Genomic DNA, 25,565 nt, shown 5'->3' on the forward strand with positions numbered 1-25,565 from the left:
TGCGCCGTCCGCCCCTCGCCCCGTTTCGTGGGCGGAACCGCGGCTCCCCCCGCCCCTTGGGGGGGGGTCCCCCCCGGGCCCCCCCCCCCCCCCCGGGGGGCGGGGGGGGGGCACCGCCGCGACAAGCCACAGACGGCCGGTAGAAGCCAATGCTGCCCGCAGCGCTACGGCGGGGTTGTCAGGGGTGCTGGGGGTCCCTAGCACCCCTGGGGCCGAGGGGGCGGAACTGCGCGACAAGCCACAGACGGCCGGTGGCAACCAACGCACCCGCAGGGAAACCGCGGCCGTGTTCGACCGTCAGGGCGAGGTCGCGGCGGGAACTGTCTGGTCGGGCACGGCCGGTGACGCCTCATCGGACGGCGTGCGGTAGGCCCGCAGGGGCTTGTTGGCGGCGGCCACCAAGGCGACGGCGAGCGCGGCGGACAGTCCACCGGTCACCAGGGCGAAGGGGGCGGAGGTGACCGACGCCAGCAGGCCGCCGCGGAAGTTGCCCAGCTCGGGGCCCGCGACGCCGATGACGTGTTCCGCCGAGGAAACCCGCCCCCGGTAGGCGTCGGGGGTCTCCAACTGGACCAGCGCGCCGCGGGTGATCACCGAGACCGTGTCCGCGGCGCCGGCGACGGCGAGGCAGCCGAGCGCCAGCCACAGCGGTGCGGCGAGACCGAAGCCGGCGAGCGCCAGGCCCCAGACGCCGGCCGCGGTCAATTGGACCGCGCCGGCGCGGTGCCAGCGGGTGACCGTGCCGGAGAACAGCCCGGCCGTGATGCCGCCGACCGCGACGGCCGTCAGGAACAGGCCGAGGGTCTGCGGATCGCCGTCGAAGCGGACTTCGTTGACGAGGGGGAAGAGCGCGATCGGCATGGCGAGCAGGGTCGCGGACAGATCGGTCGCCAGCGATCCCCACAGCGTCGGTTTGGTGCGCAGGATTCGCCAGCCGCCGCGCTCCGGCCGCCGCCGGCTGTGCGCTTCGTCGCCGCCGGCTCCTTCCGGGCGCATGGCCGGCAGCCGGAGCAGCGAGAGCACCGCGAGCGCGACGGCCCCGGCCTGTGCGGCGTAGGCGGCGGAGAAGCCCCAGTGGGCGATGATCACCCCGGCCAGTGCCGGCCCGACGAGCATGGCCGCCTGGAAGGAGACGTTCGACAGCGCGATTCCGGCGGCGACTTGATCGGCCGGCAACAGCCGGACGGGGAAGGTGCGCCGGGCCGCCGCGCCGAGCCCGCTGCACGTGCTGCTCAGGGCGACGAGGGCGAACAGCACCAGGACGTTGCGGTTGTCCGTCGCCGCCTGTGCGCAGAGCCCGGCGGCGACCAGCAATTGGCCGACGGTGGTCGCCCGGACCACCGCACGGCGGTCGACGGCGTCCGCCAGCGCGCCGCCGACCAGCCCGAACACCATCATCGGCACTCCGACGGCGAGCCCGATGGCACCGGTGCCCACCGGGCTGCCGGTCAGCTCCCAAACCTGCGCCAGCACCGCCACGGTGGTGATCTGCGCGCCGAGTTGCGAGGCCGAGGTCCCGATCCACAGGTCACGGAAGGGGCGGCTGCCGCGCAGCGGGCGGAGGTCGAGGAGCCGTATCCGCCTGCTCACTTCGGCTCTTCGAGGTGGTCGAGGATCCGCTGCTGCATGGGCCGGCGCTCCAGTGCGCTGCGCAACTCTTCGACGACCCCGGTCAGTGCGTGCGGGACCTCGGCGTCGAGTTCGGCGACGGTCGCGTGGGTGGCCCGCCACTCGGCCTCCAGGAACGGCACGAGCGCCCGCCCCCGTTCGGTCAGGTCGATCAGGCGCGTACGGGCGTCACCCGGCCCCGGCTCGGAGGTGACCAGCCCTTCCTTGCGCATCGCGGCGACGGTCTGGCTGACCGCGGAGTGCGAACGGTCCAGGGAGCCGGCGAGTGCGCGGATGGTCAGCGGCCCGGTGTGCGCGAGCCGGATGAGCGGATACGCGAACCGCGGACGCACCCCTTCGATGCCGCGGGCGCGATAGATCTGCTCGATCTCGGCGTCCAGGTGGGCGAGCAGTTGGTGCAGGGACTGCCAGGGGTCGGGCAGAACGGTGGGATCGGAAGATGTCACAGCGCTAATATAACAGCGCTGCGAGATCTATCGGGCGACCAGTGCGATCGCGCCGCCCCGCTGCGACGGACCCGCTACGGACGGTAGGGTGATGGGCCCGTTCGTCGCTCGGGGGGCGTGACCAAGGGGGTCCGGTGGAGGCGGAGTTGATGGCGCTCGCGGCCGCAGGTGCAACCGCGCTCGTCCAGCAGATGGTGGCGGAATCGTGGGTGCAGGCCCGCGACCGCCTCGTGTCGTTCTTCTCGCGCGGGGGCGCCGAGGGGGACGAGGAAGGACAGACGCAAGACGCGGGGACCGCGCAGGGCGCCGACCTGATCGAGGGCGAGTTGGAGACCTCGCGCGGAGCGCTCTCCCTGGCCGTGCAGGCCGGTGACGAGCAAACCGCGGTCGACGTCGAGGCCCAGTGGCGCGACCGGCTGCGGCACGCGCTCGCGGCCGACCCGACCGCGGCGGCAGAACTGCGCGCGGTGCTCGCCGAGTTCGCGCCCGAGGCGGCCCGCGGGCCCGGGCAAGAGGTGCACAACACCATCAGCGGGGGCGTGCAGCACGGCCCGGTGGTACAGGTCGCCGGCGACCTCGGGTCGCTGACCTTCGGGGCGCCTCCCGCCCAGCGGCGGGACTGACCTGCGCGGGCGGCCGGGCGGGAGCGTTCCCACCCGGCCGCTCGACGGCACTCCTCACGGGCCGCAGCAGGCGTCCCGCCGCATCAGCCGCCCCACCTCCCGCCAGTGCTCCTCGTCCTCGCCCGCCGCGCCCCGGCGCACGTCCGCCCAGGAGGCGACGAGGTCCGGGACGGCGTAGGGGGTGCCGCCGCGGACCACCGCGGCCGTGCGCACCAGGGAGTCGAAGTCGGTGAACGGATCGCCGTCCACCACGGTCAGGTCGGCGACCTTGCCCCGCTGCACGGTGCCGAGGTCCGCCTCCGCCCCCAACAGGCGGGCGGGCAGCACGGTGACGGTGCGCAGGGCCTCCGCCGGGGAGAGCCCGCCGCGGTGCAGGGCCCGCAGCCCCAGGTGCAGGGCGAGGCCGACCAGGGCGATCGGCGCGTCCGTGCCGAGGGCGACCAGTCCGCCGTCGGCGAGCACCTGCCGGTAGACGCCGATCTCCCGGTCGAGCGCGCCGAGTTGGTCGGCCGTCGGCGGCGCGGCCGCCGCCTTGCGCGCCGTCGCGACGTCCCAGGGCGGCATGACCGCGGTCACCCGGGGGTCGTCCGCGAGCGCCGGGTCGGCACCCAGCAGGGGCGTGGCGGTGAAGGGCGTGGCGACGAGCGAGAGGCGCCCGCCGCGTCCGCCGTAGATCGAGAACACGTCGTCGTAGGCGCGCCCGGTCGCGGTCACCGCGCGTCCGACCTCGCCGCGTTGGGTGGCCTGGAGGTGCGTGGTCAGATCGTGCCCGAGTTGGATTCCGGGGCTGAGCAGATGGCTGCCGGTGCGCACTCCGAGCCGTTCCTGGGCGAAGCGCGCGGCCTCCTCCATGATCCAGCCCGGGGCCCGTACGTAGGTCTTGACGAGGTCCCAGTCGAGGGCGGCGCCGCGCTCCAGGGTCCGGCGCAGCGCCTCGGGGGTGCGGTGGGCGCGGCCCATGCTGTAGGCGACGCGGGTGCCGTCGAGGAGTTCGCCGGTGGTCAGCAACCGGGGGCCGGCGAGCTGCCCGGACGCCACGGCCTCCCGCAGCCGTGCCTGCTCGTGGGCGACGCCGCCGAAGGAGACCGCGGTGGTGATGCCGTACGCGAGTTGGGCCGCGCCTTGGCGTGCGCCGTAGCTCGTCCAGGGGTGGGTGTGGGCGTCCCACAGCCCGGGCAGGACGGTCCGTCCGGAGGCGTCGATCGGGTCGAAGCCGGTGCGGCGGCCGGCCCGGTGCGGTTCGACCGCGGCGATGCGCCCGCCTCGTACGAGCACGTCGACGTCCTCCCGCACGGTGTCGCCGGTGCCGTCCCACAGTTGCCCGGCGTGGACGACCGTGTCGGTGAGGGCGGCCCGGCGCCGGTCCAGCGGCAGGCGCACGGTCCGTGCGGCGCCGCCGTCGACGCCGATCAGCCGCAGTCGGCTGCCGGAGAGGTAGAGCAGGGTGGTGGAGTCCCCGGACCAGGACGGGTTGTCGGCGGGTTCGGTGGTCAGGGTGCGCAGCGGGCCTCGCGGGGTGCCGTCGGGCGTCACCGGCAGCAGGGCGAGCGCGGATTCGACGACGACGGCCATCCACCGGCCGTCGGGGGACCAGACGGGGCCGGAGTCGTACCGGTCGGAGACCGAGGTGTGGGGTGCGACGGCGTGCAGCCGGTGCGTGCCGTCCGCGGTGTCGACGACCCGGACGAGGTTGTACCCCTCGCGGAAGCGGAGGTTCAGCCGGTTGCGGTCGCAGAGCGCGATGTGGCGTCCGTCGGGTGACCAACTGGGCCGGCCGGGCAGCCCGCCGCCGCCCAGGGGGTCGGCGACGACGCGTTCGGCGCCGGTCGCGAGGTCCCGCACCAGCAGCCGGCCGGTGGTGTCGAGGCAGGCGAGGCGCGTCCCGTCGGGCGAGAGGGCCGGGAAGAGCCGGCCGCCGGTGGCGAGGGCGCGTTCGGCGCCGGTGGCCAGGTCGCGCCGGTAGATCCCGAGGAGTCCGTCGCGGTCGTCGGCGTACAGCAGGGAGCGGCCGTCGCGCGCCCACACCGGCCCCAGGAGGTAGCGGCCGGCGGGCGATTGACGGAGCTTCGTCGGCGGGCCGCCCGAGGTGCGGCCGAGCCAGAGCGCGCCCAGCGCGGCGAAGGCGACCTGCCGGCCGTCGGGCGAGAGCGCCGGCAGGTGGATCCCGCGCACCGGTCGCGTCCTCGCCTCGCCCAGGTCGTACTTCTTGGTCCGGTACGCGGGCCGGGCGACGGGCAGCACGCCCGCGAACGGGATGGTCCGCGGGCGCTCGGGCTCCGTCGGCCGCAGGAAGGTGAACTGGCCGTCCACGGTGAGCAGCAGCTCCCCCGCGGCCGTCCAGCGCGGGGGTACGGGCGCGACGTCCCCGGCCACCGCGACCGGCCGCCCCGCGACCACGAGGGTGCACGAGCCCGCGGGCTGCGGCGTGGTGCGCAGATAGGCCAGGCGCGGGCCGTCGGTGCCGCGGCCCGGGGCGAGCGTCGGGGCGACGATCTGCCCGGCCGTGGTCTCGGTGTGCTCGACGACGACGGGACCGGGCGCGTCGGCGGGGACCGAGGCGACGGTGCGCGCGTCCAGGGTGACGCCGGTGGCCGTGGTGGCGCCCCGGGCCCGGACGAACCAGATCCGCCGCCCGTCCGGCGACCAGGTGGGGTCGAAGTCCTCCCAGGCGCCGCCTTGGTGCGGCCCGTCCTGGCCGGGCAGTCCGGTGAGCCGGGTGACCCTTCCGCTGCGCAGGTCCAGGACGTGGATGCGGTACGGGCTGCCGGTGACCGGGTCGCCGCCGCGCTCGGACGCGAAGGCGATGCGGGTGCCGTCGGGCGACCAGGCCGGGCCCCGGTCGTCGAAGGGCCCTTCGGTGCGGCGGGTGAGTCCCGAGCCGTCGGTCCGTACGGTCCACAGGTGGAAGCCGCCGCCCCGGTACGCGGCGAAGGCGACCGACCGGCCGTCCGGGGAGTGCACGGGGCGGTTGGGCTCCAGCCCGGCCGGTGTCAGCGGCACGGCCTTGCCGCCGTCGGGCGGCACCGACCACAGCACGCTCTGCACTTCGGCGATCAGCCCTCCCCCGGTGGGCGACGGGCTCGCGGAGCCGTTGGTGGCGGCGGTGAGCACCAGCCGCCGCGTCCTGGCGGGTCGGACTTCGGCGGCGCTGGCGGAGGCGGGGATCGCCGCGACGGCGGAACCGGCGGCGAGCGCGGCGCCGACGGTGCCCGCGCCGGCGAGCAGTCCGCGGCGGGACAGGGCGTTGCTGCCGGTGTCGTGTTCCATGCGCATGGTCACTCTCCTCGTCAGAGGTGAACCCGGTCAGTGGCGGACCCGGCCGGGGTGGAGCGCTCCCGGGCCGACGGGCGTCACCGCGACCCGGATCCGAGACAGCATGGCTCGTCCCCAGCGGCCACAGCAGCACCATGGGCGCGTCATTCACCCACCGTTCATGGACGCGCCGACTGCCGCGGTCAGGCCGGGCTCGCCCTGGTGCCTCTGGACGGAGCCGCCGTTTCCCTGCGGGGTGCGCTGGTCCCTGCGGCCCGGTGGACGGCTGGCCGCAGGGACCAACGCACCCGCGGGAAACCGCGCCACCGCCCCGCAAACGCAGCGGCCGCAGACCTACGGGACACCCCTTGGCGGGGATCGGCGCGCCGACCGCCGTCCTCCGGCAGCACGTGGTGGGCCCGGGCCCACAGCGGGAGGGCGAACCAGCACAGCACGCCTTCCCTCACCCGGCAGAACGGGCGCCCGGCGTTCGGCGGTCGACCTTTACGATGGTCCGGTGATCAGGGGGCCGTTCCCGCCGCGCGGTCGTACGCACCGGGTCGAGGCGGGCAGGGCCGGAAAGAGGGGGACGGGTGGAGATCGGGCTCGCGCAGACCATCAAGGCGCTCCGGGGCGAGTTGGCGCAGGCCGTGGCGGACGGCGAAGGACAGCCGATCCGGTTTCGGGTGCAGTCGGTGCGGTTGGACGTCCAGGTGGCGGTGACCACGTCGAAGGAGGCGCAGGGCGGGGTGAAGTTCTGGGTGCTGTCCGCCGGTGCCGGCGCGAGCGAGGACGCCTCCACCGCGCACACGGTGTCGTTGGAGCTGACCGCCGAGACCTCCGACGGCACTCCGGTACTGACGGGGTCGGCGCACGGGGCCGTCCTGGAGGACTGACGCCGTGGCTGAGTCGGCCCACGAGGGGCGCCGCCCGTCGAGCACCCGTTCCGGCCCGCAGCCGGGTCCTTCGCCGTGTCCGAGCTGAGTTCCGACTACGGGGAACGGGCCCTGGAGCGGGTGGCGATGGTCGTCCGTCGCGACGTCGACGGCGCTCCCCGGTTCAGCGCGTCCGGCTGGCTCCTGGCCCCGCGCCTGGTGGTCTGCGCCGGTCACGGCTTCCCCGCGCCCCCCGACGGCGAGGGCCCCGGCGCCCGCTACGAGGTGCGGCTGCCGGGGCTCCCCGGCGAACGGCTGCCCGTCGCCGCCGTGGTGCGGCACCGGGAGCCGGACGTGGACCTGGCGCTGCTGGTCCTCGGCGCGGACGGGCCCGCCGTCGCCCCCGCGCGGTGGGGCGTCCTCCCGGACGCCGTGGGCGCGGTGCCGTTCGTCGCCGTCGGCTTCCCCGACCACGCCGCGCGCCGGCAGGTGCCGACCACGCGTCAGCTGACCGGGGAGATCCTGCTCGGCTCCTTCCTCGGGAGCGAGGAGATGGAGCTGTCGCTCAGCAGCCCCGCCCCGCGCCAGGCGGACGGCTCCCCGTGGCAGGGCGTGTCGGGCGCGGGCGTCGTCGCACCCGACGGCGTCCTCGTCGGCGTGTGCACGAGTCATCACGTGCCGTCCGGGGCGGCCAGTTTGACCGCGACCGGCTTCGCCCGGCTCGACCGCGACCCCGACCTCGCCCGGCTGCTCGCCGAGCACGCGGTGGCACGGGTGCCGCTGGACCACCTGCCGGCGTCGGCGCACACACCCGTACCCGTCGGCCGCGGTCGGATACGCACCCACGCCGACGTCGTGCGCGGTCTGCTGGGGCGACGCAGCTACCTCGACCAGGAGCGGCTGCCGTTCGTCCACCCGGGAGCGGACCACGCGTCCCACCCGGACCGGCTGTTCGCCCGGCTGGGGATCCCCGGCGCGCGCGGCGCGCTCCTGATCGGACCGGCCGGCTCGGGCAAGACGCGGACCTGCTTCGAGGTGGCGCAGCGGGCGGTGCGCGCCGGGTGGCACGTGCTGCACGTGCAGTCCGACAGCGCGGTGACCGTCGACGACGTGGCGGCCGCCGCGCTCGCCGGGGGCCACCGCCGGGTCCTGCTGGTGATGGACTACCTGGACGCCTGCCCGCAGGTGGACCTGCGGGCCCTCGCCGACGAGCTGCTTCCGCAGGCGCAGCGGCGCGGCGTGGAGTTGGCGTGCCTGGCGTCGGTGCGTCCCGGGTCCCTGCGCACGGTGCAGCGCCGCGGCAGCTCCCTCGTCTTCGACGAGGTGTTCGTACGGGAGGACTGGGCGCACCAGTCCGCGGTCATCGCCCAGGTGGTGCGGTGCGCGGCGCCCGAGACGGTGCGCCGTTGGGGCGACGCGGCCCTGACCCGGCTCTGCGGGCGGCGGCCGGTGACGGCGCTGCTGATCGCGCGGGCGATCGAGGAACAGGGCCTGGCCCGTCGCTCCCCGGCGACGGCGGCCGGGGTGCGGCCCGGTGAGCTGCTGGACTGGCTGCGCGAGGGCATCCGGCGCGATGCGCTCACCACGGACGCCGACCCGGGCGGCTCCCCCTTGTCCTTCGCCGCCCCGGACGTGGGGCAGCTCGCCTTCACCGTCGCCGTCGCGGCGAGCCCCCAGCCGCGGCGGACGGTGGAGCGCACCGTGGACGACTTCCTCGCGGTCCTCACCGGCTCCGCCGTCGGCCCGTCCGTGCCGTTCGACGGGCGACGGGTCGTCGACACGTTGCTGTCCCTCGGGTGGTTGGACGAGGTCGGCGACCGGGTGATCGCCGTGCACGACATCGTCACCGACGAACTCCTCCTGCACTCGCTGATGCCCCCGCCCGGGTGGAGCACGGACACCGCCACCGCCGGGGCGCTGTTCACCGCGCTGGCCCGGCACGCGCACACGTTCTCCGTGTTCACGGGCCATCTGCGGCGGATCGGGGCCGATCTGACGGCCCATGGCCCCGGCCACCGCAGCGCCGCCTTGGAGCGCTTCTGCGGGGAGTGGTTGACGGCCCGGGCGGAGCAGCTCGGGCAGTTGCTGGCGGACACGGGCGAGGACGGCGGTCAGGCGCTGCTCGCGATGGTGACGAGCGGGCCGTGGCGGGGGTTCGGCCCCGCCACGTGGGACGCGCTCGTCGCGCCCTGGCTCGCCCGCGCCGAGGCCGACCACACGGCGCGGCCGTTCCTGACCGCGGCGCTGCACAGCATGGACGCCCCTCCCCCGCGGCTGGTCGAAGCGGCGGTCGGCTGGCTGGTGCGCCGGGGCGGACAGACCGACACCGAGCACCTGCTGCTGGCCCTGTTGGAGCGCCCCGACCTCTCCGCACGCACGGCGGACCTGGTGGTCGAAGCCGCGCTCGACTGGGTCCTGGCCCGGCCCTCTTGGCGCCACACCCCACTCCTGTGGAAGCGGCTGCTCGGCGCGGAGCACCCCGAGGAGCGGTGGGAGCGGGTCGCCGCCGGCGTGGTGGCGTGGCTCACCCCGTACCGCTCCGTCAAGGTCGCGTCGGTGGCCCGCGCCTTCTTGCAGCGCCCGGGCGTCGAGCCGGCGACGCGTCGGGCGTTCGTGGCGCGGGTGCTCGGCTGGCTGCGCGCCGACGTGCGCGCGGACCCGAACATCGGGCCGACGCTGAGCGTGCTGCTGGAGATCGGCGACGCACCGGGCGCGGACCGCGCGGTGCTGGTCCGCCGGGCGCTGGACTGGTTGGAGGAGAGCTGGACGCACTCCAGCAGGGGGCGGGTGCTGCGGGCGCTGCTGGCCCTGGAGGACTGTCCGCGGGAGTTGCGTCCACGGCTGCTCGCCTTCGCCCGGCAGTGGGTGGCCGAGACGCCCGAGGAGTCCCAGACGCTCGCCCGGGTGCTGCACACGCTGCTGACCGAGGAGGACGCCCCTGAGGTCGCCGGCACCCTCCTGGCGCACCTCGACGCCTCGCCCGAAGCGCCGGCGACCCCGGCCGTCCTCCTGCGGCTGCTCGTCAACCACGCGCAACTCGACGGTGAGCAGGTGCACTCCGCCGTCGGGCACGCGCTCGTCTGGCTCGCCGACCATCCGGAGCACGAGTCGTTCGGTGCGCTCTTCGCCCCCTTGCTGAGCGTGCCCGACCTGCCGCCGGAACAGTACCGGCAGGTGGTCGACCTCGGGTGCGCGGCGCTGCCGGCCCGTGCGGAGGACCACGCGCTGATGGCCGTACTGCTCAGCCTCACCTCGGGGTTGACGTCCCGTCAGGTGCAGTCGGTCGCCGAGGTCAGCCTGGGTTGGCTCGCCCGCCACGAGGGCAAGCCGCAGCGCTCGGTGCTCGCCTCCTTCCTCACCCGCACCGACCTCCCCGTCGACCAGGCGCGCATCGGCCTCGACATCGCCCTGGACCGGCTGGCCACCGACCGGTCCACCAAGTCCGACTCCCTCTTCGCCGGGGTGCTCCGCCATCCGGCGCTCGACGCCCGGTGCCGGGACCGGGCGGTGGACTACGCCCTGGCCTGGCTCGACGCGCACGGCGCGCTGCGCAAGGCGTACCGCGTCGTCCGGGAACTGCTCGCCCTGCCGGACCTCGATCCGCCCCGACGCGAGCCCGCCGAACGCCTGGCGGCGGACTGGCTGGCCCGGCACGGGGAACCACCGCCGCACTGGGAGGCCCCGACGCCGCCGCGGCAGCGGGGCACGGACGCTAAAGGATGGTCACGACCGCGCTGTTGACCTGCGGGAAGCTTCCGCTCGGCGGGTTGTAGCCGGCGGGGAAGTAGACCGTTCCGACGGCGCCGGTCTGGTACTGGCCGGCGCTGTACGGGTACTCCGTGGTCGCGCCGCCGATGGTGTTGCCGTACGTGGAGCGGGTCCGAACGCTGACCAAACTGTTGTACCGGTACAGGCCGACGGTGACGCTGATCTGCTGCACGGCCCCGGTGCAGCTCACGCTGGCGATGCCCTGCACGCCACCGCCGTAGGGGCCGCCCCAGTAGCGGAAGGGGTTGCTCGCGGTGAGGGTGCAGTTGATGTTGAGCTGGGCCTGCGCCGGGGTGCGCACGATGCTGGTCCGGGCCGCGCCGGTGCCCGTCCGATAGCTGGTGACGCCCTTGGGGAGGGTGAACGTGTGCTGGGCGGCGACGCTGGGAGCCAGCCCTGCGGAGCTGCCGGAGGCGGCCGGTGCGGCTTGTGCGGTGCCGCCCGCTGCGAGGGTGCCCGCGGCCATCGTGCCGACGGCGAAGACCGCGGCGGCGGAGCGGGACAGGGACGTTCTTCGGTTCACGGCCATGGATCTCTCCTTCACGCGAAAGGACATGGGTGGATTCGCCATTGCTTCGATTCACCACTGCGGCGCGAGAAAAGGGGCTTTGGCGCAGTGGGACGGGAACGCGACCTTCCCCTTGGTCGCACCGAAGGAGCGAAACCCCTGATGACTTCTGTTAATTGGGCCGGAATTACGCAGTCGGCCCGACCTGCGCACACCGCATGCCCTGTAGGAAAGCGGCGGACTCAGTTCCGGTCACCCACCGGGAATTGTCGTGTTTCCCTGTGGCGCGATTCATGTTCCGGCCTTGCGGCCCCCAGCGTCAACCCGGACTTGGCGAATGTCCAGAACGCGGCACGGCAAGGGCTTTCCGGGAAATCCGGTGGGCATCAGGAGTCCCATCCGTACGCGGACATGTGGATGTGCCAGGTCCGTTTCCCGCGGGCCGCGGCCCTTTTCCACGGGCGGACGGGCGCATATGCCGTACGGGACTGCCGCGGCCCCGCAGCCGGCCCGAACCGGGGGCGGCGCGCGGGGCCGTACGGATTTCGGACACCGGCCACGGAAGAGGGCGCGTGGCTGTTGTTCCAGCAGCGCCCGGGCCTAAGAGGTGTCCCGTAATCCCGGGCGGGCGTTCAAACATGATCACTGCACCACTCCGAGGGGCACGGCCACGACCTCGGCCTCCAACCTGTCGGCACGCCTGCACCCTCCGGACGCTGGAACCTCGATGCCGCCGAAACAGTTGGCCGACAGCTTCCCGCCTCGGTCATCATGACCCCATGGGAAACAGAGCCAACGTCATCGTGGTCCGCGAGAACGGCACGCATGAGCTGTACCGGACCGGCTGGGCGGTCGGAATCGACCTCGACCTGCTGGAAGGGCCGACGCCGGTTCTCGCCATGCTTCCCGACCTCCGCCAGGACGGCTGGTGGCTGGACGACGCCATGGCCCAGGGTGGAATCCTGCTCGACCTCGGCCGGAAGGTGCTCCTGTTCTTCGCCTGGGAGGGGCCCAGCACCGAGCTCCGCCACCGCGCGGCCATGTTCGAGCTGATCCGAGCCGCGTGGCCGGGCTGGGAGATCCGCTGGCTGTACGACGGTCCGGCCGAACTGCGTGAGTACGTCGGGCTGGACCCGGACCACGTCCGCTGCCACGATGCGGACGCTTCCTTGGCCCCGTTCCTCGCCCCCGACGACGAGGACTTGGCCGGGCCCGACCCGGGCGGTGTGGTGATCACGGTCAGCACCGGCCGCTGCCACGTCGCCTCTGACGCCTTCGACCACCCCGTCCGCGAGGGCACCGCCCTGCTCGCCCGCCTGGCGGACGCCCCCGAGCACGGACGCTGCCACCTGCACGTCAACGCCGGCATCCATCTCGACCCGGAACGCCGCCGTCTGGGCTGGTGGTCCCTCTACTCCTCGCCACGGGCGTACCAGGTGCCGGAGTTGTGGCCGGGCTGGACGGTGGAGTTCTGGCAGGACGAATGGGAACGGCACGTCGAAGCCAGCGGCCACTTCTCTCCGGCGGCGTTCGACGCCGCAGCGGAAGCCAGGGCCGCGGTGCTCACCGAGGCCGGGGAACGCCTGTCCCTGCGGGCCCTCAACCGCGACCAGATCACCCGTCTACGGTCCGCACCGGCGCGGTCCCAGGCGGGATGACCGCAACCGGGCTGATCACGGCCGGCCGGCACCACACGTTCGAGCTCAGGAGCCGCCCTGTCCGGTTGCGATGCGGACGCGGGGTGCGACCTCGACGATGAAGCGGGTGGCCTGCTCTTCGGGGTCGGCGTCGACGGGCCAGAAGAGGAACGAGTCGAAGCCGAGGTCGGCGCGGTAGCGGAGCAGCGTCTCCACCCAGAAGTCGGGCGGGCCGGTCAGCCGACGGCCCTCGGCGGCGGGGGCGCTGCCGTCGGTGATGGTGCCCATCACGTTGTAGACGCGCCGCACCTCGCGCGGGTCGCGGCCCGCGGCCACGGCAGCGGCGTCGATCTCGCGCTGCATGGCGGCGATCGTCTCCGGCGGTGCGAAGCCGTTGGAGGGCAGCCAGCCGTCGCCCAGCCGGCCGGTGATCCGCAGCATCCGGGGGCGGTACGCGCCGACCAGGAGCGGCACGGGCCGCTCGGCGAAGGGGCCGGGGCGGGCGCCGCGCACGTGGTGGTGCTCGCCGTCGAACCGGACGGCGTCCGTGCCGGGCCCGTTCATGGCGCGCATCACCCGAAGGGCCTCCTCGAAGGCGGTGACGGCCTGCCCCGGGGTGCGCTCGGGGCCGCCGTACGCGGCGGTCGCCGGCGGCGCGGCCCCGGCGCCCACCCCGAGGGCGACCCGGCCGCCGGTGAGGATGCTCAGCGAATGGGCCGCCTTGATCAGGGGCGCGGGGGCCCTCAGGACGGTGTTGGCGACGTTCGGCATCAACGTCAGGCGTTCGGTCCGGGCCGCGAGGGCGGTGATTAGGGTCCAGGCGTCCAGGAACTCCGGGTGGTACAGGTGGTCCTGGACGCCGACGAAGTCCACCCCGCCCTCGTCGGCGAGGTGTGCGAGCCGGTGGGCCGCGGCGGCGTCGGCCGCGGACGGGTCGATGTTCAGGCCGACGGAGCCGGCGGGGATGACGTCGCTGCTCAAGGTGTGCTCCTCGCTGTCGTTGCCGGCGAGCGCTCAGGGCTGCGGGCCGGCGTCGGAAAGGGCTACCCGATTCGTGCGGCGCTCTCCCGGATCCGGGGACACGGATCCGGGGACACGGATCCGGACGCACCCTGGGTCGTGTCCGCGGTGCCCCGCCCGCCAGCCGTGCCCGTGACTGCGCTCGGGGCGGCCGGCGCGCGTGAGTCGCGCCCCCCCTCGTGCCGCTTGGACGAAGCCGCCGTGCCCCTGCGGGAGCCTCGGCCCCCACTGGCCGGTGGTGGGCCGTTCGCGCAGTTCCGCCGCCTCGTAGGGGGATCTCAGCGCCCCTGAACCCCCGTTCGTCAGCGGGGCGGGGGCTGCTCAGGCTCGCAGATAGGCGAGGACGGCGAGCACCCTGCGGTGGGTCTCGTCGGCCGGGGGCAGGTCCAGCTTGGTGAAGATGCTGCCGATGTGCTTGCCGATCGCTGCTTCGGAGACCACCAGTTCCTTGGCGATCGCACCGTTCGACCGGCCCTCCGCGATCAGCGCCAGCACCTCCCGCTCGCGCGGGCTCAGCCGCTCCAGCGGGTCCCGGCGGCGGCACAGGAGTTGGCGGACCACCTCGGGGTCGACCACCGTCCCGCCGTCCGCCACCTCGTGCAACGCGTGGACGAACTCCTCCACCTGGCCGACCCGGTCCTTCAGGAGGTAGCCGACGCCGGTGCCGTCGCCGGAGTCCAGCAGTTCGGCGGCGTAGGTCCGCTGGACGTACTGGCTGAGGACGAGGACCGGCAGCGCGGGCCGCTCCTCGCGCAGCCGGACCGCCGCGTGCAGCCCTTCGTACTGGAACCCGGGCGGCATCCGCACGTCCGTCACGACGACGTCGGGGGCGTGCTCGGCGACCGCGGTGAGCAGCGCCTGCGCGTCCCCGACGGCGGCGACGACCTCGTTGCCGCAGCGGTGCAGCAGGCCGATGAGGCCCTCCCGCAGCAGCACGCCGTCCTCCGCCAGGACTACCCGCAACGGTCGGCCGCTTCGGTCAACGCGCACGGGAACTCCACACGTAGCAAGGTCGGTCCACCCGGTGGAGAGGACAGGGAGAGTCTGCCATCCAGCACCGACACCCGGTCCGCGAGGCCGGTGAGCCCGCTGCCCGCGGCGGCGTCGGCGCCGCCCCGGCCGTCGTCGCCCACCTGGAGGAAGAGCCGACCGTCGCGGTGGCCGCCGCGGACCCGCGCCCGGTCGGCCCCGCTGTGCTTGGCGACGTTCGCCAACGCCTCGCAGACGACGAAGTACGCGGCGGACTCGACCGCCTGGGGCGGCCGGCCCGGCAGGTCGAGGTCGACGTCGACGGGGACCGGGGAGCGTTCCGCGGCGTCGGTGACGGCGGCTTCGAGTCCGTAGTCCGCAAGGATCTTGGGATGGACGCCGCGGATCAGTTCGCGCAGTTCGGCGAGGGCCCTGCCGGCCTCCTCGTGCGCCTTGGCGAGTTGGTCGGCGAGCGGTCCCGGCGGTGCGTCGAGCCGGGCCAGGCCCAGCGTCATCGTCAGCCCCACCAGGCGTTGTTGGGCACCGTCGTGCAGATCGCGCTCGATGCGGCGCCGCTCCGCCTCGAAGGCGTCGACCAACCGGACGCGGGAGCGGGCCAGTTCGACCACCTTGGCGTCCAGTTCGCCTTCGCGGGGGGGCTATCAGCAGCCGGGCCAGCCCGGCGCGGGCCCCCGCCGCGACGCCCAGCGCGTACGCCCCGACGGCCAGCAGGAACACCCCGATGGCGGCGGCGGCGAACGCGCCCGGCCAGGTGGTGACCACCCACTGCTTGAGCACCTTGGTCTCCCGTCCGTCGCCGACGGTGGCCAGCAGCAGCGGGGTGGCGACGACGGACAGCGGGACGAAGAGGGCGGCGGTGAGCAGCAGGGCGTCGATCGGCCACAGCACCACGGCGAACAGCAGCGCGTGCCCGAACTCCCGCCACGTCGCCCGCTCCCGCAGCCGGGTGCTGAGCCAGGCCCACAGCCCCGGCAGGGCCGGCTGCCGGTGCTGATCGACCACCGGGGCGCGGTCGACCAGCCGCAGTCGCAGCCGCTCCGCCGCCGCCACGGGGACGCCGCTCAGCGCGACCACGGCCAACAGGGGCAGCCCCACCACGGTCAGTGCGAGCACCCCGCAGACCGCCGCCAGCGTCACGAGCGCCAGCAGCGTCAAGGCGCCGGTGACCGCTCCGGTGGCCAGGTACCCGACGGAGCGCCAAGGCCACCCGGACAGCAGGAAGCCGGGTCGGGCCAGTGCCTGCCACACGTTCCCAGGGTGCATGGAAAACACCGTAGGCGGCGGCACCGGCCGGCTGCCATCGGGCCAGGGCCCGCCGTGGGGTATGGCTGGCCATACCCCCGGATCTCGGTCCTGCCGCACTGCGTCGCCCCGCCCCGTTGGAGTTTCGTGGACGCCCTGCACCGACCGCGGCCCTGGCCCGCGGTCCCAGACCCGAGTGGGGACCCATGAGCGACGACGTGATCCAACTGCGCTGCATCACCCGGAGGTACGGCACTGCCGACACGTCCGTGACCGCCCTCGACCAGGTGTCGCTGGACTTCCCCCGGGGTTCGTTCAACGCCGTGATGGGCCCGTCCGGTTCGGGCAAGTCGACTCTGTTGCAGTGCGCCGCGGGGCTGGACCGGCCCACGTCGGGCTCGGTCACAATCGCCGGCACCGAGCTGACCGGCTTGAGCGAACGGCGGCTCACCCTGCTGCGCCGCGAACGCATCGGCTTCGTCTTCCAGGCGTTCAACCTCCTGCCGGCGCTGACGGCCGAGCAGAACGTGGCGCTGCCGCTGCGGCTGGCGGGCCGCCGCCCGCAGAAGGCCCGGGTGCGTGCGGTGCTGGCGCAGGTCGGCCTCGGCGACCGGGCACGGCACCGGCCGACGGAGCTGTCCGGCGGGCAACAGCAGCGCGTCGCCCTGGCGCGGGCCCTGATGACCCGGCCCGACGTGCTGTTCGCGGACGAGCCGACGGGTGCGCTCGACTCGCGGACCGGCCGCGAGGTCCTGGCGTTGCTGCGCGGCGCGGTCGACGACGAGGGGCGCACCGTCGTCATGGTCACCCACGACCCGGTCGCCGCGTCCTACGCCGACCGCGTCGTCTTCCTCGTCGACGGCCGCGTGCACGGCGAACTCGTCGGCGCCGGCGCCGAGGACGTCGCGGGCGGGCTGGCCGCGCTGGAGGCCGTGCCGTGCTGAGCTGCGCCCTGCACACCCTGCGCGCCCGCTGGGTCACCTTCGTCGGCAGCTTCGTCGCCCTCGGTCTGGGGGTGGCGCTGATCGCCGTCATGGGGCTGGTCCTGGCGTCCTCGCTGGACGCGCCCGCGCGGGGCCCGGAGCGGTTCGCCGCGGCGCCGGTCGTCGTCAAGGGCCAGGACGTTCTTGAGGTGTCCACCCCGCTCGGGACCCGTAGTCACGCGTTGGCGCAGCCGCGCGCCGTGCCGGGCGCGGTGGTCGCCCGGCTGCGGAGCCTGGGGGTCGTCGTCGAGGACCGGTCCTTCGCCGTGCGGGCCGTGGGCGGCCCCGCCGGCCTGGTGGGCCACCCCTGGGCGACGGCCTCGTTCGCCCCGTACGCGCTCGACGCGGGCCGGGCGCCGCGCGCCGCGGACGAGGTCGTCGTCAGCGGCGGCTGGGCCCACCCGGGGACCTCGGTGGCGACGGACCGCGGCACGGTGCGCGTCGTGGGAACCGTCGCCGGGCTCGGCTTCGAGGACGCGGTGTTCTACACCGACGCCCGCGCGGCCGAGTTGTCGCCGCCCAGCCGTCAGCTCGTGGTGGACGCCGACCCGGCGGCGGTGCGCGCGGCGGTGGGCGACGCTCCGGGCGTGCGGGTGTTGACCGGGGACGCGCGGCGGTACGCCGACGCCGACCCGGACCGGGACGCCGAGGCGCTGACCGCGATGAACGCGATGTTCGGCACGGCCGGTGGCGTCAGCGGCTTCGTGTCGGTGTTCGTGGTCGCTTCGACGTTCGCGTTCGCGGTGGCCCAACGGCGCCGCGAGTTCGGTCTGTTGCGGGCGGTCGGGGCGACTCCGGGCCAGGTCCGCGGGCTGGTCGTCGTCGAAGCGCTGGCGGTCGGCGTGCTGGCGTCCGCCGCGGGCTGTGCGCTGGGCTCGGTGGCGGCGCCGGAGCTCGCCGCGTGGGCGGTGGCGCAGGACCTGGCGCCCGGCTGGTTCACCCTCGGCGCACACCGCTGGCCGTACTCCTTGGCTTTCGGCACCGGCCTGGTGGTGGCGCTCGGCGGGGTGGTGGCCGCGTCCTGGCGGGCGGGGCGGACCGGTCCCGTACAGGCGCTGCGGGAGGCGTCGGTGGACTCCGGGCCGATGACGCGGGCCCGCTGGTTCGTGGGCGGGGCCTTGCTGCTGGCCGCCGCGGTGACGCTGGCCCTGGCCCTGGTGGCGGACCCGGGCGAGTTGCTGCACCGCAAGACGTACGTGAGTCGGCCCATGCTGCTGATCACCGGGGTCGCGCTGCTCGCGCCGGCGCTGGTGCGGCCGTTGACCCGGCTGTTGGCGTGGGCGCCGGCGCGGCTGCCGGGCGCCGTCGGGATGCTCGTCCGGGAGAACGCCGCCGCCGGGCTGCGGCGCACCGCGGCCGTCGCGGCTCCGGTGCTGGTCACGGTCGCCCTGGCGGGCTCGCTGCTGGGGGCGACGGCCACCTTGGACGAGGCGCGGGCGACCGAGGTGCGGGCGCGGACGGCGGCGGACCTCGTGGTGGACGCCCCGGGCGGCGGCTTCGACGAAGCGACGCTGGAGCGGCTGCGTGCGGTCCCCGGCGCCGCGGTGTGCGCCAGCGCGTCGAGCGCCGTGTACGTCCTGGAGGAGGGCACGGCGCTCGTCAGGTCCGACGTCCGGGCCGCCGACCCCGCACTGCTGGCGGCGACGTCCCGACTGCCGCTCACCGCTGGGTCGTTGGCCGATCTCGACGACGGGTCGATCGTCGTCAACGAGGAGTGGGAACAGCACGCCGTGGGCGAGCGGGTGGACGTGTGGCTCGGCGACGGCACCAGGAGGTCCCTGCGGATCGCCGCGGTCATGCCCGTGGGCACCGGCGACAACGGCGCCTACGTCACCCCGCGCAACGCCCCCGCGGCGCCCGTCGACCGAGTGGACGTACGCCTGTCGCAAGGCGCCGACGCCGCCGCGGTGGCCACCGCGCTGCGGGCGGCGGCGGGCCCGTCGGGCGGCCGGGTCCACACCGCGGAGCAGTGGGTGCGGACGACGTACCCCGAGAGCGATCGGACGACCCGGACGGGATTCTTCCTCGTCCTCGGGATCGCCCTGCTGTACACGGGTGTCTCGCTGGCCAACACCACGGTGATGGCGACCTCCGACCGGGTCCGCGACCTGACCGTGCTGCGGCTGGCCGGGGCCACCCGGTGGCAGGTGCTGCGCCTGGTGGGCGCCGAAGCGTTGTTGGTGGTGGCGGTCGGCGCGGTGCTCGGGGCGCTGGTCGCCGGGGTGAACCTGCTGGGCATGTGGGGCGCGCTGGGCCTGCTGTCGGTGTGGACGTCGATCCGGCTCCCGTGGGCAACGATGAGCGCGGTGGTGGCCGTCTGCGCGGCCCTCGCGGCAGTGTCGGCGCTCGCCCCCGCGTGGCTCCTGCTGCGCCGCGCGGCGGCGCGGTCGACGGGCGTGCGCGAGCCCTAGCGATGGGCGGTGGTGCGCTGCGCCGGCTGGGCGTCGGTCGGACCGCGCCCGGTGATCAGCAGCAACTCCCGCTGCTCTGGGAGGACTTGAAACAGCTCGCCGCGTTCGCCGGGGAGTGGGGGTGCGGGGCTCTGCGAGGTCGCTTTCACGGGTGGAACCGTAGGCGCCGCATGGGTCGGAAGGTGTCCTGATTCCTGCGTCGGGCGATCCGGGCCCGGCCCCCTCGCACCGGGTGGCGGCCTTGATCCCTTCGGGTGTCGTTGCCCGGCGTGTACGGGTGGCCGCGGCTGCGCGGGCCCCGCACCACCGGAGACTCGGCGCCATGGCTGCGGAACTGGCGGTGAGGGGCTCGTGATCGTGACGGCGGTCTCGATGCCGGAGGTGAGCAGTGCGCACGTGACCCTCGCGGAGGCCCGCCGCAGGCTCGACGAAGCACGCTTCCTGCTCGTCGACGTCGCGTTGGCGCAGGAGGGCACGCCGGCGAGCGCGGCGGAGCCCGAGCCGGAGTCCCTGGCCGACGCGCTCGGGCTGGGTACGGATGAGATGTCCTGGTTCGGCCGCGTGGACGAGCCGGTCCGGGCCGATCTGGTGGGCGGTCTGCTCTGCCTGGCCGTGCCGGTGGTCCACGACGAGCGAGTGGTCCACGTCCACGCGCTGGCCAACGACCGCTTCCTGGTGACCGCGCACCGGGGCCCTGCGTTCCTGGCCGAGCGCATCATGGGGCATCTGACCCGGGAGCATCCCCATGACTCCGTGGTCGTCTTCTTCCTGATGCTTCAGGAGGCCCTGGCGACCTTCCGGCAGGCGGCTGTCGCGGCCCTGTTGGAGGTGGAGGAGTTGGAGGACGAGATGTTCCAGCAGCGCCGCCCCGAGCAGGTGTACCGGCTGGCGCAGCTGCGCCGGCGCGCCGCCCTGCTGCACCACTCGCTGCTGCCCTACGTCCACGTGGTGGACGAGGTGATCACCCGCAGGCTGATGGGGCCCGACTTCCCGCGGGAGCGCCAACGGCTCGCCCGCGAGTTCCAACAGGCGGCCCGTCTCGTGCTGACGACCATCGAGAGCCTCCAGGACGCCGCGCGGCGCGCGTTCGCCAGTTACTCGTCCCTCGTCGCGGGCGAGCAGAACGGGGTGATCAACCGGCTGGCCATCGTGTCGGTGATCTTCCTGCCGCTGTCGTTCCTGTCCGGGTTCTTCGGGATGAACTTCACCTTCCTCACGGACAAGTTGGAGACCAGGGACGACTTCTGGTTCCTCGCCGTGGGCCTGCAGACCGCCGTGCTGTTCGGCTCGCTCTACGTGCTGCACCGCACCCGGGTCTGGCGCCGGCTGCGGGACGAGGACTGACGCCCCCCGCGCCGGAACGGCGGCGCCGCCCGCGCTGCGTACCCTTGGGGTCGTGCGCCCACCCTCCCTTCACCGCGTTGCCGTCCTCGTCCTCGAAGGAGCGAAACCCCTGGACGTCGGCATCCCCGCGCAGGTGTTCACGACCCGCGCGAGCATGCCGTACGAGGTGCGGGTGTGCGGCGCGGTCCCCGGGCGCGTCGCCGGCGGGGACGGCCTTTCCTACGACGTCGCGCACGGTCTGGAGGCGGTGGCCTGGGCGGACCTCGTGTTCGTGCCCGGCTACCGGTTCCCGGACCGGGAGGATCCGCCGCCCGCGGTCGTGGCGGCGCTGATCGCGGCGCACGACCGGGGCGCCCGGCTGGCCGCCATCTCGACCGGGGCGTTCGCGCTGGCCGCCACCGGGCTGCTCGACGGGCGGCGCGCCACGACGCACTGGCACTACACCCGGGCGCTCGCCGAGAAGTACCCGCGCATCAGGGTCGACGGGAACGTCCTCTTCGTCGACGAGGGCAGCGTGCTGACCTCCGCCGGCGCCGCCTCGGGCATCGACCTGTGCCTGCACGTGCTCCGTCGCGACCTGGGGGTGGCCGCGTCGAACCACGCGGCGCGCCGGCTGGTCGCCGCGCCCTACCGCAGCGGCGGTCAGGCCCAGTACGTGCCGCGCAGCGTGCCGGAGCCGCAGGGCGAGCGGTTCGCGGCCACCCGCGAGTGGGCGCTGCACCGGCTCGGCGAACCGCTCGGGCTCGACGTGCTCGCCCGGCACGCGGCGGTGTCGGCGCGCACCTTCTCGCGGCGCTTCGTGAAGGAGACCGGTTACACGCCGATGCAGTGGGTGATGCGGGCCCGCGTGGACCGGGCGCGGGAGTTGCTGGAGCGCTCGGAGTTGGGCGTCGAGCAGATCGCGGCCGAGGTCGGCCTCGGCACGGGCGCCAATCTGCGGCTGCACTTCCAGCGCGTCCTCGGTACGACGCCGAGCGAGTACCGGCGCACCTTCGCCGGCGGCGAGTAGGGCGGCGGCGGGCCGCGGGCGGGGTGTCGCGATCCTTGCGGATCGTGGCGATCATGCCGCTGTCCGGTATCCGGGCGGCGCGCGAGGCTGGGGTGGAACCGAAGGGACACCGACATGACTCGCATCGCCATCAACGGATTCGGCCGCATCGGACGCAATGTGCTGCGCGCCCTGCTGGAACGGGACAGCGCGCTGGAGGTCGTCGCCGTCAACGACCTGACCGAGCCGACCGCCCTCGCCCGGCTGCTCGCCTTCGACTCCACGTCGGGCCGGCTGGGCCGGCCGGTCTCCGTCGACGGCGACGTCCTCGTGGTCGACGGCCGGCGCATCAAGGTGCTCGCGGAGCGCGAGCCGGCGAAGCTGCCGTGGGGCGAACTCGGCGTGGACATCGTGCTGGAGGCCACCGGTCGCTTCACCGCGGCGACGGCCGCCCGCGCCCACCTCGACGCGGGTGCGGGGAAGGTGCTCGTCGGGGCCCCGTCGGACGGCGCGGACGTCACCCTCGCGTACGGCGTGAACACCGACGCGTACGACCCGGCCGCGCACCGGATCGTCTCCAACGCCTCCTGCACGACCAACGCGCTCGCCCCGCTCGCCGCGGTCCTCGACGAACTCGCCGGCATCGAGCACGGGTTCATGACCACGGTGCACGCCTACACCCAGGAGCAGAACCTCCAGGACGGGCCGCACCGCGACCCGCGCCGGGCGCGCGCCGCCGGGGTCAACATCGTGCCGACGACGACGGGCGCGGCCAAGGCGATCGGACACGTCCTGCCGAACCTCGACGGCAAGCTGTCGGGCGACTCGATCCGGGTCCCGGTGCCGGTCGGTTCGATCGTCGAGCTGAACACGACGGTCGCCCGAGACGTGACGCGCGACGAGGTGCTCGCGGCGTACCGCACGGCGGCGCAGGGTCCGCTCGCCGGGGTCCTGGAGTACTCGGAGGACCCGCTGGTGTCGTCCGACATCGTCGGCAACCCGGCCTCCTCAATCTTCGACTCGGCCCTGACCCGGGTCGAGGGCCGGCACGTCAAGGTGGTCGCCTGGTACGACAACGAGTGGGGCTTCTCCAACCGGGTGATCGACACCCTGGACCTGCTCGCCCGCGGCTGAGCCGGACCGCTCGCACCGTCGCGGACGCCTCCGGGGAAAGCGGTCGGCGTACGGCCGAGAAGTGGGCCGTACGCCGCCGCGCCGGGCGGTAAGTTCTTCCCGGGCCGCTCGGGGCGGCGTGCGGGAGGGAGCCGGCGATGGTGGAGTGGCGTTGGGTGGGTCGAGAGGTGCGACCGGTCCCCGAGCCGTGGGCGACGCCCCTCGTGTGGGCCGCCGCGTACGGCGGCGCGTTCGCCCTCGTCGCCCTCCTCGACGCGCTCGGCGTGCTCGACCGGACGGGCCTGGCCCTGGTGGCGCTCTCGCTGATGGCGGCGCTGCTGGGCATGCGCGGCAAATTTCTCGCCGCCCCCGGGACCGCGCTGTTGTGCTGGTCCTGTCTGAACGTGCTCGGCACCGAGCCGACGGGCGAGATCTCCTGGGCCGGGAACCGGGATCCCGGCTGGATGCTGTGCCTGCTGGCCGCGACCGTCGTGGGCACGGTCGCCGGGCGCGTGCTGCACGCCCGGGCCGCGTACCGCCGCATCACGCCCTACGGCGGCTCCGGCTGACCCGGGGCGGTCGCGGCTGCTCCGCCTGCTCCGCTCAGGCCGCCTCGTCGGGCCGCAGGGCGTCGAGGATCAGGTCGAGGCCGAAGTCGAACTCGTCGGCGTGGTCGTAGCCGGGCTTGAGCGCGTGTTCGGTGGCGAGTTCCGTGAGGTGGGGATAGGCGTCGGCGGGCAGTTCCCGCACGATCGCGTCCGCCGCCTCCTCCAACTCCCCCGGGGCGCCGAACGGCAGGCTCAGCTCCTGGACCACGAAGCCGTACACGTAGGCGTCGATCAGCGAGACCGCGTGCGCGGTCATCGCGACGGAGAAGCCTCCCCCGCGCAGCGTGCCGATGACGGCGTCGTGGTGGCGCAGGGTCGCGGGGCCGGGGCGGCTGCGGGAGTCCATCAGGGCGACGGCCCACGGGTGCCGTAGGAGCACGGCGCGCGCGGAGACCGTGCGGTGGCGCACGGCGCGCTTCCAGTCCGTGTCCCGCGGCGGCAGCTCGATCTCGGCGAAGACCGCGTCCACCATGCCGTCGAGCACGTCCTCCCGGCCGCCGACGTGGTGGTACAGCGACATCGCCTCGACGCCCAGCGGTTCGGCGATCGCCCGCATGCTGAGCGCTGCGAGGCCCTTCTCGTCGGCCACCGCCATCGCCGTGCGGATCACGCCGTCCCGGCTGAGCGGCGTGCGCGCGGACGCGCGGCGCCGCCCCTTGCCTGCCTGGGGCATCCGTCCCCCTCCGTCGTTCCCGTTGACTGCCTTACAGCATAAGGCTACCTTGCCTTACACCATAAGGCTGAGGGTGGACGCCCTCGGGAAGGGGCTGCGCCATGAGCAGGGACCGCGGGAAGAAGGTCTGCGTCGTCGGGGCTTCGGGGAAGCTCGGGCAGTACATGGTCCGGCACGCGCTGGAACGCGGCTACGAGGTCGTCGGGGTGTGCCGGGAGCGGAGCGTGCCGAAGCTCGCCGCGTTCGAGGACCGGATCACGGTGGTGCCGGGGCCCACGAACGACCCGGAGGTCATCCGGCGCGCGGTGGACGGCTGCGACGGCGTGCTGACGGTGCTGGTGCCCTGGGGCGTGCAGCAGTACTCGTCGGGGACGGCGCAGGCCGTACTGGACCACGCCGCACCCGACGCCCGCCTGGTCTTCTCCTGCGGCTGGCACATCACGCGCGACGGCAAGGACCACTACTCGCGCACGTTCACCGCGGCGCTGCGGGTCTCGGCCGTGCTGGGCAAGCTGGTGCGGGCCGTGGAGATCGACGACCAGGTGGAGGCGTGCCGTCGGGTGTTCGCCAGCGACACCCGCTGGACCGTGGTGCGCGGCAGCACGCTGGAGGAGGGCGAGAGCCAGGGGCTGCCGGTGTGGAGCCGACACGTGGGCGATGCGGTGCTGGCCAGCAATCTGACGCGCCGGGTGGACTACGCGCTGTTCATGGTGGCAGCGCTCACTGACGACGCCCTCGTCCAGGAGGCCCCGGCCATCGTCGGCCGCCTCACCCCGAGCGCGCTGGCCCACGCGTCTTAGGACGCACCCGTGGAGTCCCGCGCGACCCCGCCGTACGACGAGCGGCATCGCGGGCACCTGTGGCCCGGTGGCGGGCTCGTCGCGCAGGGAAACGGCGGCTCCGTCCGGCCGCACGAGAACACCCGCGGGGCTTCACGGGGCGGACAGCTTGTGGACCGCGGTGTCGTCGGGCGCCAGCAGTCGACCGTCGGCCGAGCGGACTTCGAGGGCGCGCAGGGGTCGCCCCTGCGCACGGTCGACCAACTGCGAGTGGGGCTCGCCGGGGTCGAAGAAGTGCTCCTCGCCCCACTGCCGCAGCGCGACGACGACGGGGAAGAGCGCCTCGCCCTTCGGGGTGAGCGCGTACTCGCGGTAGGCGCTGCCGTCCGACGCGGGGACGGACTCCAGAACACCGCCCGCGACCAGCGTGCGCAGACGCGCGGCGAGGATGTTCTTCGCCACCCCGAGGCTGCGTTGGAACTCCCCGAAGCGCCGACTGCCGTCGAAGGCGTCCCGGACGATCAGCAGCGACCACCAGTCGCCGATCGCGTCGACCGAGCGGGCGACGGGACATTCACTGTCGTCGAAGCGCGTCCTGGTCACCACGGCGCCCCTCACTTCCCCTTTGGTTGCAACATGCCACCGACAAGGTTACCGTCACCACCGGTAGCAAGTT

General features: G+C 74.4%; 20 protein-coding genes and 1 pseudogene. 11 read left to right on the forward strand and 10 right to left on the reverse strand.

The genetic code is table 11. The annotated features are described in order from the left end of the window. Nucleotides 1-297: 297 nt before the first annotated feature. Both ACH4E8_RS13550 and ACH4E8_RS13555 read right to left on the reverse strand, forming a co-directional pair. The gene (locus ACH4E8_RS13550) at nucleotides 298-1,590 is read right to left on the reverse strand and encodes an MFS transporter (protein ID WP_398447542.1); all 1,293 of its coding nucleotides are present in this window, start codon (nucleotides 1,588-1,590) and stop codon (nucleotides 298-300) included. Next, nucleotides 1,587-2,075 carry a MarR family winged helix-turn-helix transcriptional regulator gene (locus ACH4E8_RS13555; RefSeq protein ID WP_398447544.1) on the reverse strand — a complete coding sequence of 163 codons (489 nt, stop codon included), beginning with the start codon at nucleotides 2,073-2,075 and terminating at the stop codon, nucleotides 1,587-1,589. The genes ACH4E8_RS13550 and ACH4E8_RS13555 overlap by 4 nt, the downstream gene beginning before the upstream one ends. Before the next feature lie 134 nt (nucleotides 2,076-2,209). Here ACH4E8_RS13555 and ACH4E8_RS13560 point away from each other — a divergent pair, with 134 nt between their 5' ends. Beyond that, nucleotides 2,210-2,698 carry a hypothetical protein gene (locus ACH4E8_RS13560; protein WP_398447546.1) on the forward strand — a complete coding sequence of 163 codons (489 nt, stop codon included), beginning with the start codon at nucleotides 2,210-2,212 and terminating at the stop codon, nucleotides 2,696-2,698. A 54-nt stretch (nucleotides 2,699-2,752) separates the two neighbouring features. Here the strand turns inward: ACH4E8_RS13560 and ACH4E8_RS13565 are convergent, their stop codons facing one another. Then, nucleotides 2,753-5,965 carry an amidohydrolase family protein gene (locus ACH4E8_RS13565; RefSeq protein ID WP_398448293.1) on the reverse strand — a complete coding sequence of 1,071 codons (3,213 nt, stop codon included), beginning with the start codon at nucleotides 5,963-5,965 and terminating at the stop codon, nucleotides 2,753-2,755. Between the two features lie 578 nt (nucleotides 5,966-6,543). On the opposite strand from ACH4E8_RS13565, the gene ACH4E8_RS13570 reads away from it, so the two are divergent. Further along, nucleotides 6,544-6,846 carry a trypco2 family protein gene (locus ACH4E8_RS13570; RefSeq protein WP_398447548.1) on the forward strand — a complete coding sequence of 101 codons (303 nt, stop codon included), beginning with the start codon at nucleotides 6,544-6,546 and terminating at the stop codon, nucleotides 6,844-6,846. A 75-nt stretch (nucleotides 6,847-6,921) separates the two neighbouring features. Further along, a complete protein-coding gene (locus tag ACH4E8_RS13575) occupies nucleotides 6,922-10,566 on the forward strand; it encodes a trypsin-like peptidase domain-containing protein (RefSeq protein WP_398447550.1) in 3,645 nt (1,214 codons plus the stop codon). On the opposite strand, the gene ACH4E8_RS13580 is transcribed toward ACH4E8_RS13575, so the two are convergent. Next, a complete protein-coding gene (locus ACH4E8_RS13580; RefSeq protein ID WP_398447552.1) occupies nucleotides 10,538-11,122 on the reverse strand; it encodes a hypothetical protein in 585 nt (194 codons plus the stop codon). The genes ACH4E8_RS13575 and ACH4E8_RS13580 overlap by 29 nt on opposite strands. Nucleotides 11,123-11,880: 758 nt before the next feature. Here ACH4E8_RS13580 and ACH4E8_RS13585 point away from each other — a divergent pair. Then, nucleotides 11,881-12,759: a hypothetical protein gene (locus ACH4E8_RS13585; protein ID WP_398447554.1), complete on the forward strand. Its 879-nt coding sequence runs from the start codon at nucleotides 11,881-11,883 to the stop codon at nucleotides 12,757-12,759. Between the two features lie 45 nt (nucleotides 12,760-12,804). On the opposite strand, the gene ACH4E8_RS13590 is transcribed toward ACH4E8_RS13585, so the two are convergent. From ACH4E8_RS13590 to ACH4E8_RS13600, 3 genes and pseudogenes are all read right to left on the reverse strand, one after another. Continuing rightward, nucleotides 12,805-13,719, reverse strand: coding sequence for an LLM class flavin-dependent oxidoreductase (locus ACH4E8_RS13590; RefSeq protein ID WP_398447556.1), 915 nt, complete (start codon nucleotides 13,717-13,719; stop codon nucleotides 12,805-12,807). 360 nt (nucleotides 13,720-14,079) lie between these two features. Further along, the gene (locus ACH4E8_RS13595; RefSeq protein WP_398447558.1) at nucleotides 14,080-14,748 is read right to left on the reverse strand and encodes a response regulator; all 669 of its coding nucleotides are present in this window, start codon (nucleotides 14,746-14,748) and stop codon (nucleotides 14,080-14,082) included. Then, nucleotides 14,712-16,011 (reverse strand): annotated as a pseudogene (locus ACH4E8_RS13600) (sensor histidine kinase). Before ACH4E8_RS13600 ends, ACH4E8_RS13595 begins: the two are co-directional and overlap by 37 nt. Before the next feature lie 185 nt (nucleotides 16,012-16,196). Here ACH4E8_RS13600 and ACH4E8_RS13605 point away from each other — a divergent pair. Further along, the gene (locus tag ACH4E8_RS13605; protein WP_398447560.1) at nucleotides 16,197-16,934 is read left to right on the forward strand and encodes an ABC transporter ATP-binding protein; all 738 of its coding nucleotides are present in this window, start codon (nucleotides 16,197-16,199) and stop codon (nucleotides 16,932-16,934) included. Continuing rightward, nucleotides 16,928-19,384 (forward strand): FtsX-like permease family protein, encoded by a 2,457-nt coding sequence (locus tag ACH4E8_RS13610; protein ID WP_398447561.1) that lies wholly within the window; start codon nucleotides 16,928-16,930, stop codon nucleotides 19,382-19,384. The genes ACH4E8_RS13605 and ACH4E8_RS13610 overlap by 7 nt, the downstream gene beginning before the upstream one ends. Here ACH4E8_RS13610 and ACH4E8_RS13615 read toward each other — a convergent pair. Next, nucleotides 19,381-19,533, reverse strand: coding sequence for a hypothetical protein (locus ACH4E8_RS13615; protein WP_398447563.1), 153 nt, complete (start codon nucleotides 19,531-19,533; stop codon nucleotides 19,381-19,383). The genes ACH4E8_RS13610 and ACH4E8_RS13615 overlap by 4 nt on opposite strands. 208 nt (nucleotides 19,534-19,741) lie before the next feature. Here ACH4E8_RS13615 and ACH4E8_RS13620 point away from each other — a divergent pair, with 208 nt between their 5' ends. From ACH4E8_RS13620 to ACH4E8_RS13635, 4 genes are all read left to right on the forward strand, one after another. Continuing rightward, nucleotides 19,742-20,728, forward strand: coding sequence for a CorA family divalent cation transporter (locus ACH4E8_RS13620; protein WP_398447565.1), 987 nt, complete (start codon nucleotides 19,742-19,744; stop codon nucleotides 20,726-20,728). Between the two features lie 52 nt (nucleotides 20,729-20,780). After that, complete coding sequence (locus tag ACH4E8_RS13625; protein WP_398447567.1) at nucleotides 20,781-21,737, forward strand: GlxA family transcriptional regulator; 957 nt, start codon at nucleotides 20,781-20,783, stop codon at nucleotides 21,735-21,737. 114 nt (nucleotides 21,738-21,851) lie between these two features. Continuing rightward, on the forward strand, nucleotides 21,852-22,850 hold the full coding sequence (gene gap / locus ACH4E8_RS13630) for a type I glyceraldehyde-3-phosphate dehydrogenase (protein ID WP_398447569.1): 999 nt from the start codon (nucleotides 21,852-21,854) through the stop codon (nucleotides 22,848-22,850). Between the two features lie 137 nt (nucleotides 22,851-22,987). Continuing rightward, complete coding sequence (locus tag ACH4E8_RS13635) at nucleotides 22,988-23,398, forward strand: hypothetical protein (RefSeq protein ID WP_398447571.1); 411 nt, start codon at nucleotides 22,988-22,990, stop codon at nucleotides 23,396-23,398. A gap of 34 nt (nucleotides 23,399-23,432) precedes the next feature. On the opposite strand, the gene ACH4E8_RS13640 is transcribed toward ACH4E8_RS13635, so the two are convergent. Beyond that, complete coding sequence (locus ACH4E8_RS13640) at nucleotides 23,433-24,110, reverse strand: TetR/AcrR family transcriptional regulator (RefSeq protein ID WP_398447573.1); 678 nt, start codon at nucleotides 24,108-24,110, stop codon at nucleotides 23,433-23,435. A 101-nt stretch (nucleotides 24,111-24,211) separates the two neighbouring features. Here ACH4E8_RS13640 and ACH4E8_RS13645 point away from each other — a divergent pair, with 101 nt between their 5' ends. After that, nucleotides 24,212-24,910, forward strand: a complete 699-nt coding sequence (locus ACH4E8_RS13645) for an NAD(P)-dependent oxidoreductase (RefSeq protein ID WP_398447575.1) — start codon at nucleotides 24,212-24,214, stop codon at nucleotides 24,908-24,910. A gap of 132 nt (nucleotides 24,911-25,042) precedes the next feature. Here ACH4E8_RS13645 and ACH4E8_RS13650 read toward each other — a convergent pair whose 3' ends face one another. Further along, a complete protein-coding gene (locus ACH4E8_RS13650) occupies nucleotides 25,043-25,495 on the reverse strand; it encodes a winged helix-turn-helix transcriptional regulator (RefSeq protein ID WP_398447577.1) in 453 nt (150 codons plus the stop codon). Nucleotides 25,496-25,565: the final 70 nt, after the last annotated feature.

This window comes from Streptomyces sp. NPDC017979 (assembly GCF_044328175.1).
In the GTDB taxonomy this organism is placed as follows: domain Bacteria; phylum Actinomycetota; class Actinomycetes; order Streptomycetales; family Streptomycetaceae; genus Streptomyces.